Consider the following 10,787-nt stretch of genomic DNA (forward strand, 5'->3'; position numbering starts at 1 on the left):
TGGGAAATTTCCTTTTCATAATTTACTTAAAATCAATTAATTGGTAGACTAATAATAAATTGGCTTCCTTCTCCTTCTTTGCTTTTTATCTTTATTTCTCCCCCATGAGCCTTCACAATATCATAGCTTAAGCTCAAACCTAAGCCAGTACCCGAACCGGTAGGTTTGGTGGTGAAGAAGGGCTGGAAGATTTTTTCTTTGATGGAGTCGGGGATTCCGTTTCCGTTATCCTTGACGGATATTTCTATACCGTTTTCAGTCTTTTTGGTACTGACGATTACTTCGGGTTTGTAACCTTCAATTCCTGACTTGGCTTTTTCATCTACCACGTAGAAGGCATTATTTATAAGGTTAAGTAGCACCCGGCCTATGTCTTGGGCGGCGACCTTTGCTTTAGGGAGATCAGGAGCCAATTCAAGTTTGAAATTAGAATTGAATGACTTGTCCTTAGCTCGAAGTCCATGGTAACTCAATCGGATGTATTCATCGGCAAGGGCATTCAAATCGGTGAGGGTCCTCTCTCCCGAGTTGGAGCGGCTGTGTGCCAACATTCCCTTCACGATAGTTCCGGCCCGTTTCCCATGATGGTTGATTTTGGAAAGGTTTTCCTTCAAATCATCCGCAATCTCAATAGCCACATTTGCATTTCCTGCTGCCAACTCTTCCTTCATTTCTTCAATCAGTTCATTGCTGATTTCAGAGAAGTTGTTGACGAAATTCAGCGGATTTTGAATCTCATGAGCGATCCCTGCGGTTAGTTCTCCCAGTGAAGCCATTTTCTCGGATTGGATTAATTGCTGCTGTGTGGATTTCAAGTTTTCTAGCGACTGATTCAATTGAGCCGTGCGGTGATTGACCCGGTCTTCCAATAATCGGTTTTCTTTTTTGAGGTAATAGGATCTGATCTGAACGACAGTGTAAATCACCAATCCAAGCAAGATGACATAAATCAAGAAAGCCCACCAAGTGAACCACCATGGCGGATTGATAGTGAAAGAAAAGGTTGCAGGCTCACTCCATACCCCATCAAAGCCTTTGCTGATTACTTTGAAAGTATAATCCCCTGGTAATAAGTTGAAGTAGGTTTTTGAAGTGGGATTTTTGGTGATATCTGACCAATCCTTGTCGGAGCCTTCTAGTACATACCTGAATGCAATTTCATCCCTGCTTCGGATAGTAGGATTTGAGAAGGTAAAGGTGAGAGAGTTTTGATTATAGGGGAGTACTAGGCCAAGAGGAACTTTGGTTTTAGGGTCCAAACCGTCCCAGGTGATCTTGTTCTCATTGAGGTAATTGGAGGCATTACCGATATCAGCAGATAGGCTATCAAATACTGAAAGATCCCTGCCTTGTTGAGAGTTTTTGAAAAGATTGGCTGTTTGATCCATGATGCGGATACCAGTCAATTCCACTATTGCAGGAGCATCTGTATTCAGTTTGGGATCCTGAAGATTGACAGTTAGGATAGGAGATGCAGCCCACCAAACCTTTCCACTTCTTGTCACCTTGGCAGTCATCTGATTATAGTCAGTGTAGGGAAAACCTTCAGCTCGTCCATAATTCAAAAACCTCCAAGGCTGATTTGGATTATCCTCTGAGGGTTGTTCGATGACGACTATTCCGTCCGATGTTCCTAATTGAATTCTTCCTTCTGAGACTACCAAATCATAAAGTGATTCAGGTTCCATCCCATGATCACTATTCACATTGGTGATTTGGTTTCGCTCTTTGTTAATTATTGAGATTCCCCGACCCCCACCAATGATCATTTGATCTTCAGAATCTCTAAAAATGACAGATTGATCTACTGTAGATAGGCCTTCGTAAATGCCAAGGAAACTGACTGTATTTTTTTCAGGGTCAATGAAATTGATGCCGGAATTAGTGACAACCCAGATTTTATTCAAGTGGTCTTCTTCTATTCCCCATGTAGTGCTCCCTGCCAAGCCTGTAAATCCATCCACTTTTTTCATGGTCTCTTCATTTTGATCAAAAACAATTAGTCCATCATTAGTGGCAAGCCAAAGGGTACCATCTTCGCGTAATCTTGCGCGCCAAAAAAACCTGGCTGTTTCCGAATTTCCCCGATAAGAAGTAATCGTGTTCTCTTTTAGATTTAAAATGCTAAAACCTCCGAGGGAACCGATAAATAAAATATCCTCAGAAAGTTTGGATACTCCACGATGGTCATTAGGTCCGATTTCTCTTGGGATTTCAAGATATTTAAGAGTCTTGGTGGCGGGATCGTAAATGTTGAGTCCGCCATAAGATGCTAACCAAACTCGTTGATTTTGATCTTCCTCAATGCCCCAAACTTCATTGCTCACCAGGCCATTTTCTATATTGAGGTGCCTGGAATCCATTCCTAAAGGATCGTAAAGAATCAGGCCATTGGTAAACGTTCCAGCCCAATAAATTCCATCTTTTTCATCTATTAAACTGACTGCTGGTGGCCCAGAACCAGTTAATCGGAAGTTGGTTTTGATGGTTTTTAAAGTTCCTTTGCTTGGGTTAAAAATGGAAAATGACTCATCAGATCCCATCCAAATATTGCCTTCTTGATCTAGGGTAATGTCAATTAAATTTCCTGAAAAGCCTTGCTCTTCTCCCATTCGGGAGATCATCTGCTTTTCTAAGGAAACATTGATTGCTCCAGTACCAAATGAATTCAACCAAACAGAACCATCAGGTACTTCTGTTAAATCAAATATTGATGGAACACCTATTCCCTCATCTCTACCTAGAAATTTAACCATTGTTCGGTCAGGGTTTGCAATAGCAATCCCTGAATTTAAACCTATCCATAGGTGGTTTTTAGAGTCGACAAAGCTCCCTAATGCATTGATTAGGTTAAGATTTTTCGATTCAAAATTGACACTTGAAAGGGTCCTGTTTTTTAGATCAACGAATTTTAAAAGTCCTGAAATTCTTCCTCCCCAATAATTACCATCTCGGTCTATAGTTCCGCGGGTGAAACCATAAGGGAGTTTGAATTTTTCTACTATCTCATTTTCAAGATCAACAATCAAGAAACCCCGTTGGAAAGTCGAAACAATCAACCGGCCTTCCTGATCAAAATCTAAGTCTGAAATTACATTTATAACGCCTGAGGCGAATTCGTTTGTGATTATTTCATAAAGATGAAATTCATTTCCAGTGAATTTGACCAATCCTTGCTCTGTCCCTATCCAATGAGATCCATCAGGAGCGATAGCTTGGGCATAAATCGTATTTCCCGGAAGCCCTTGCCCATTCGATAAATTTAATATACCAGCAGTGCTTCCTTCTGCTTTAAGAGGTGTTCCGACTAGGCTTACAATAGGCGCAGTTAAAGGAAATTTTACGCTTTGTAAAGAATCAAATTCAATCTCTAGTGTTAGTGGTGCTTCTTCCAATTCTTCCCAATCAAAACTGATCTCTTCCAATGGCTTTTTAAGTGGTTTTTCTTCCTCAAGAGAAAAAGGCTTGGAAGGCAGTCTATCCCAATTAAAGCTCATTTTTCTTCCCTTCGGGACACTGTCTTTAGGAATCGTTTTCCATTCAATGGTTTTTCCTTCTGGAATTTCAAAAGGAACAGGAGTGGGTATCTGAAAATTGGATGGATTTTCAGGAATAGGTACGGTTTCATCAGATTGACATGCCAAAGCCAATGCCAGTGAAAAAAGTAAAAATACCCGTAGGCCAAAAGATTGCATGTCCTCTTTCATAGTTAGATTGATTTTAAAGGGAGTTTGATGGTGAATTGAGTTCCTTTTCCCACTTCTGATTGGACATCAAAAGTTCCACCATGCGCTTTGATGATATCATAGCTCAAACTCAGACCTAAGCCTGTCCCAGAACCAGCAGGTTTGGTGGTGAAGAAAGGTTGGAAAATTTTGTCTTTGACAGAGTCAGGGATTCCATTCCCGTTGTCTGTAACTGAAATTTCGATTTCGTTTTGATTCTTTTTTGTCCTGACTACTACCTCCGGTTGGTATCCCTCTGCTCCTTCAGTGGATTTGGAGTTAGATTTGGCTTTTTCATCCACCGCATAAAAAGCATTATTGATCAGGTTCAATAATACACGACCAATATCCTGAGCCACTACATTTACCTTTGGTAGTTTGGATTCAAAGTCTGTTCGGAAATCAGACTGAAAGCTTTTATCCTTAGCACGAAATCCATGGTAACTCAATCTCAGGTATTCATCCGCAAGGGCATTCAAATCAGTTGGAGTTTTTTCGCCTGAGTTGGATCGGCTGTGCTCGAGCATTCCTTTTACAATGGAGTCTGCCCGTTTTCCATGGTGTTTGATTTTTGATAAATTTTCTTTGAGGTCAACAGCAATGGATTTAACCTCATCCAAGTTGCCACTTTCAATTTCCTCATTCATTTCATCTAAAAGTTCTTCACTGACTTCGGAGAAATTGTTGACGAAATTGAGCGGGTTCTTTATTTCATGAGCGATTCCCGCAGTAAGTTCTCCGAGAGAAGCCATTTTTTCAGATTGAATGAGCTGCTCTTGGGTCGCTTTTAGATTTTCGAGCGATTGATTCAATTCTGCGGTTCGTTGATTTACTCGCTCTTCAAGGAGTCGATTTTCCTTCTGCAGATAATAAGATCTGATTTGTACAATTGTATAAATCAATAAGGCAAGAAGTGTAGCATAAACCAGGAATGCCCACCATTTTAACCACCAAGGGAGGTTGATTGTAAATGAATAAGTGGCAGGTTCACTCCAGACTCCATTGAATCCTTTGCTGATCACCTTGAAGGTGTAATCTCCTGGGAAAAGGTTAAAATAGGTTTTTGAAAAGGGCTTGTCAGTGACTTCAGACCATTCCTCGTCAGCACCTTCCAAGACATATTTATAGACGATTTCATCTCGACCTCGGATAGATGGATTGGAAAAAGTAAAGGTGAGGGAGTTTTGGTCATGGGGTAGAGACAAGCCAAGAGGAACCTTAGTTTTAGGGTCCAAACTATCCCATTTGATAGTATTTTTTTTCAGATACCCCTGTACATTTTCTAAACCGGAAGTAAGACTGTCAGTGGACGAAAGAACTCTTCCTTGCTCAGCTTTTATAAAAAAGTTCGCTGTTTGATCCATGATTCGAATCCCTGTTAGTTCCACATTGGCCGGAGCATTTGCGTCTAATTCGGGATTTTGAAGATTGACTGTGACAATTGGAGATGCGCCCCACCATACTTTTCCTTCTTTGGTTGCCTTAGCAGTCATTTGATTGTAATCAGTAAAAGGAGAGCCTTCTGCTCTTCCGTAATTCATGAATCGCCAAGGTTGATTGGGATCATCTTCACTTGGTTTTTCGATAACCACGATTCCATCTGAAGTTCCCAATTCAAGTCTATTATTGGATTCAATTATGTCGAAAACCCTATCTGGAATCAAGCCATGCTTGCTAGAAATACTCGTAATCTGATTTTGCTTTTCGTTGATGATTGAGATTCCTCCACTTCCACCGATAATTATTTCATTTTCGCTAGTCTTAAAAATTGCAGATTGGTCAATCGAAGACAGTCCCTGTTCTGATCCCAAATAAGTGATCGTGTTCTTTTCGGGATCGATCATGTTTATTCCAGAATCAGTGACTACCCAGACTTTACCTTGCTGATCTTCTTCAAGTCCCCAAACAATATTGGAGGAAAGCCCGGATGACTGATCGATTTTTTTCATGGATCCATTTTCTTGGTCCAAAACGATTAAACCATTATTGGTAGCGATCCAAATTTTTCCGTCTTTGAGTAATCTTGCCCGCCAAAAAATTAAGGCTGTTTCTGTATTGCCTTGGAAAGAAGTAATGGTACTTTCTTTCAAATTCAGAAAACTGAATCCTCCATAAGAGCCTAGGAAAAAGGTTTCTTCGGAGATTTTCGAAATTCCCCTGTGATTATTAGAGCTCAGATGGCTTGGAATTTCCAGATATTTGATGGTTTTAGTCGTGGGGTCGTAAATATTCAGGCCTCCGTAGGTGGCTAGCCAAACACGATGCTCATCATCTTCTTCTATTCCCCAGACATTGTTGTCAATAAGTCCATCACTAGAAGATAGGTGTCTAGAATCCATCCCCATGGGGTCGTAAATAAGCAGACCATTTGTTATGGTACCAAGCCAATAAATCCCTTCTTCTTCATCGATTATGCTGACTGCCGGAGGGCCCGAACCAAATAGCCTTAGGTTAGTTTGGATGGTTTTTATGGCGGATTTATCAGGATTAAAAATTGAAAAACCATTGGTGTGGGCCAGCCAAACTTGTCCTTTTCGATCGACATTTATATTGATTGCATCATTTGTATACCCATGTTCCTCTCCAATCCGCGAAATGATGCCTCTTTCCAAGGAAATATTATTGATTCCGTTTTGAAATGACTCTAGCCAAACTGACCCATCAGGGGATTCGACTGTTCCTGAAAAATCGCCAAATATGCCTTCACTATTTCCTATGAATTTTACCTTTTCACGCTCTGGGCTTATTATTGCTATACCACTGTTGTAACATATCCATAGGTTGTTTTTTGAATCTACGCTCAGGGCACTAAATAATGGCAATTCATCAGCCTCAAAAACAAGGGAGTAAACCTTTATATTTTTAAGGTCGATAAGCTTGGGAATATCTCCAATCATACCTCCCCAGTAGTTCCCGTCTTGATCTATACCTCCTCTAGTAAACCCATAGGGAAGCTCAAAATATTCCAATAATTCGGCTTCAGGATTTAGAACTATAATCCCCGATCCTGTAGTTGAAATGATCATCCTTCCAGATGAATCGATATCAAGGTCTGCGATAAAATTGGGACCTCCTGCTGAATAATCCCTTGTGAGGATGTCAAACAAGTGAAATTCAGTGCCGGTATATTTTATTAAGCCCTGCTCAGTACTTAGCCAATGTGTTCCATCTGGTGCGATGACTTGTGCTATAACAGAATTTCCTGGTAACCCCTGACGACTGGACAATTCTAGAACTCCGGCCTTGGTTCCTTCCGTTTTTTGAGGTATTCCTGCTTCCGAGATGATTGGGTCAGGTAGGGGAAGGATGAAATGATGGATTGAATCCGATTCTAATTTTAGATTCAGCGCCACTTCATTTAATTCTTCCCAATTGAAAGGGATTTCAGTGATTTGTTGCTTGAGTGGCACTTCTTCTTCTAATGAAAAAGGCTTTGAAGGCAGTCTATCCCAATTAAAGCTTATTTTTCTGCCCTTCGGAACACTGGCTATAGGGATTGTTTTCCATTCAATGGTTTTCCCTTCTGGAATTTCAAAGGGAACAGGCGATGGAATTTGAAAATTAGATGGGTTCTCAGGAGTTAGAACAGTAGTGTCTGATTGACAGGCTACTGCCAATCCAATAGAAAAAAGTAAAAATACTTGTAGTCTGAATGAATGCATGTGTTTGTTCATGACTCGTTAGATTTTTGTGGTATTAGTATTTTAAATAGGGCTCCTTCGCCTTCTTTGCTTTCTATTTGGAGTTCTCCACCATGGGCCTTGATAATGTCATGTGTGATGGAAAGCCCCAATCCTGTTCCTTCTGTGCCTTTTTTGGTCGTGAAGAATGGTTGAAGGATTTTTTCCCGAATCGTATTTGGGATTCCTGTCCCGTTGTCCTCGATTTCAATTAAGATTTTTCCATTCTTTAGACTAGAATGGGCTCTAAGTGTGGGTTCGTAGTTGTTGCCTTCATCCGTTGATTGGCTGTTTAGCTTTTCTCTCATGGAGTCAAAAGCATTGTTGCAGATATTGAGAATTACCCGAGAAAAGTCCTCTACGATCAAATCTGCCTCCCCAACATCCTCCATTAAGTCCAATTGTAAATTCACTTGGATAGGATTTTTGCCAGCTCGCATGCCGTGATAGGAGAGGTTGACAAATTCTCTGATAAGTGGATTGACTTCCTGTGCGCTTTTTTGATTATCTCCGGATCGACTGTGTTGAAGCATGGACTTAACGATTCGATCTGCTCGCGAACCATGCTCAAGAACCTTGGAAAGATTGCTTTTCACATCTTCCAGAATTGAGATTATTTCTTCTTTTGAGTCGGATGGAGGCATATTTTCCAATTCCTCGAAAACCTCATCAATCAACTCCTTATTCAGTTCGGAAAAATTGTTGACAAAATTCAGGGGGTTTTTGATCTCATGAGCAATACCTGCAGTCAACTGACCCAATGAGGCGAGCTTTTCCTGCTGTACTAATTGATCTTGGGCAGCTTTTAGATCCTCTAGAGATTTTTGAAGTGCTGAATTCGCCTCTTCAATGTCTTTTCTTTTCAGTTCCAGCTCTTCGATAGTTTCTTCAAGCAATACGGAAGTAGTCCGTTTCACTTTTTCAGTTCTATCCAGTTTGAATTCCAAAATGGCAATCTCCTTTTCAGCATCCTTTACTGCTTTAGTAATAGCAGCTTTTTGATCATCAGAAAGATGCTCAATCTGTTCAATGTTGTCGAGGATATTTTGAAGGTGAACGTTCATTTATTTTTCTTTAAGCGCTACAGTGCAGGTAGTCAGGTTATGCATTTCAAGATTTCCTCCAGCCATTCTGCCTAATTCTGCATAGGAAAACATGCCAGTCATCGGTACATTCCAAACCTTCCTAATTCCTTCTATTTCAGCATTCATCATAGGTCCAAATGATAAAACTCTGCCAGCACAGCTGAATACAACTAAGGCATCTGCCTCCTGCATTTCCATGTCTTTGAGTTTTTGAACTCCTTTCACCACTTTCTCCATCACATCCCAGTCAGGAGGTAGAGAAAAGCGGATTTTTGATCCTTGCGGAACTGTACCGCTGGTGTAAAAGGAATGGTCAGACCAATCTACCACCAAACCAGGACGCATTACTGGGTCACCTTTCTCACGTTGTAGCTGCAAAGGGAAATTTGCGGCAAGCTCAAGTAATACATCTTTGTTTTCAGGGGTGATATTTTCGAGCCCTCCATATTTGGTAGTAATATCCAGTGCCGGTTCATTGTCTATCGTGAATACATGATTCCCTTCGCTTTTGGTCACTGTTTTTTCTGTTCCCATCGCTTTCCATCCGCAGGTAGCAATACCACTAACCGATACTTTTTCTTCATCTAGGACCAAACAAACTATTCCATGCTCGCTTTCCCATCCATTTGAAAAGACCCATGTTTTGTCAAAAGCTAAATCATCACCTGCAGCTCCACCAAAAGCATTAACATCTTCCCCTGCAATTTCCTGAAGCCCCAGCAACACTTCTTCTCCATCCGTGGCTGCATTGCTTACTGCCAATAAAAAGGCAACTTTTTCAAAGTCATTTTTGGCTCTAATTGCGATGGATTTGGAAGTTTCCCGGTAATTGTTGTTTTGAAATTCTGCTGTATGAATTCGGAAATATTCTTTTTTTATGTCAAGTAATAAGATGGCTACAGACCCATTTTCAGTTTCTTCATCGATAAATTCCCCATTGGTAGTAGAGCCAAAAATGCTCATACCCGCTTCATCCAATATATTGCAAATTGCCTTTCGGTCTTGAGAAACAGATAGAAAGACAATGGCTAGGGTAGGGAGGAAACCCTCGGCCATACTTTCATTGAGTGCCGATTTTATTTCAGCTGTTGTTTTTCCCTTGATTGATTTTGCTTTCATTTTTTAAATGGTTTTTGAGGGATTATTTCTCTTTCAATGCTATCCAGCTGACTGTTGTCCCATGAAATTCACAGCGACCTTCATCCAACTTTCCAAATTCGCCTAGGGAAAAATAGCCTATCATGGGCTTTCCCCAGGTGGAGGCCAATCCTTCTATTTCTGTAGTGATCAAAGGTCCAAATGATCCTAATCTTCCGACGCAGGAAAACACAAGTAAAACATCGGAATCTGGCATTTTCTCCTCTTTGTAAGTTCTTGTGCTTTCAATGACTTTGTCAATCACATCAAAATCCGGCGGTAGGGAAAAGCGGAATTTATCTCCCTCTTTTACATGACCTCCTATCATGATTGACTGATCGGAAGGGTTTAAAAAAAGTGCCGGCTTCATGATTACATTTCCTGATTCCCTTTCAAATTGTAAAGGATAGCCTAGATCCGAAGGCAATAGTCCACTTGCTTCGGTATTGGATAGGACTATTTCATTGCCCAAAAACCGTTGTATGACCTTCATGGCTGGTTCATCATCAATAGTATAAACCCATGTTCCTTCGGTTTTTGTGATTTTTTTGCTTGTGCCTACTGGTTTCCAACCTGATACAGCCAATCCGCAAATCGAGATATGGTCCTGATCAAGAATTAGAGCAAGTAATCCACTTTTGCTTGAAGCAGAATTCGTGAAAACAATACCTGAAAAATCTACCGGATTGCCTGCAATGCCTCCAGCGACTACCGCGTCATAGCCTGCTGCATCAGTCAAACCTCGGATTAGCTCATCTCCTGAAACTTGAAAATCCACAGGGGAAATGATAAAAGCAGGGTTTTTAAAATAGTTGCTACCGACTGAACCGGTTTGGTACCCAACCTCGTACGCAGACGATCCTTGGTAACCGTTGATTTCAATTTTAAAATTCTCCGGCTTCATATCTAAAAGCATGATGACGATATCATCCTCTGCGATTCCATGTTCGGAAAACTTTTGAGGCACTGTTAAACCAAAAATTTCAATACCTGATGCTCCAAAGATTTCTCGTAATGGTTCAGCATCTTCAATGTTGGTCAAAATGATGATTGCAAGGGTTGGCTTGAATCCATCAGCCATACTTTCAGCTAATGCTTTTTTAATTTCTTCAGGAGATTTTCCCTGTATTGATTTTGCGTTCATTTTTTCAGTGTAAATC

The 10,787-nt window shown here is 40.7% G+C and carries 5 protein-coding genes; all 5 read right to left on the minus strand.

The window, feature by feature from the left end:
- Positions 1–32: 32 nt before the first annotated feature.
- The 5 genes from NY014_RS12770 to NY014_RS12790 are packed head-to-tail and all read right to left on the minus strand — an operon-like array spanning position 33 to position 10,771.
- Positions 33–3,707 carry a sensor histidine kinase gene (locus NY014_RS12770; protein ID WP_259414979.1) on the minus strand — a complete coding sequence of 1,225 codons (3,675 nt, stop codon included), beginning with the start codon at positions 3,705–3,707 and terminating at the stop codon, positions 33–35.
- Positions 3,708–3,709: 2 nt separating this feature from the next.
- Complete coding sequence (locus tag NY014_RS12775) at positions 3,710–7,399, minus strand: sensor histidine kinase (protein ID WP_259414980.1); 3,690 nt, start codon at positions 7,397–7,399, stop codon at positions 3,710–3,712.
- On the minus strand, positions 7,396–8,469 hold the full coding sequence (locus NY014_RS12780; protein WP_259414981.1) for a sensor histidine kinase: 1,074 nt from the start codon (positions 8,467–8,469) through the stop codon (positions 7,396–7,398). The genes NY014_RS12775 and NY014_RS12780 overlap by 4 nt, the downstream gene beginning before the upstream one ends.
- Complete coding sequence (locus NY014_RS12785) at positions 8,470–9,609, minus strand: FIST signal transduction protein (protein ID WP_259414982.1); 1,140 nt, start codon at positions 9,607–9,609, stop codon at positions 8,470–8,472.
- A gap of 22 nt (positions 9,610–9,631) precedes the next feature.
- On the minus strand, positions 9,632–10,771 hold the full coding sequence (locus NY014_RS12790) for an FIST signal transduction protein (RefSeq protein WP_259414983.1): 1,140 nt from the start codon (positions 10,769–10,771) through the stop codon (positions 9,632–9,634).
- Between the last annotated feature and the right edge of the window lie 16 nt (positions 10,772–10,787).

The organism is Algoriphagus limi (assembly GCF_024919275.1).
Classification (GTDB): domain Bacteria; phylum Bacteroidota; class Bacteroidia; order Cytophagales; family Cyclobacteriaceae; genus Algoriphagus; species Algoriphagus limi.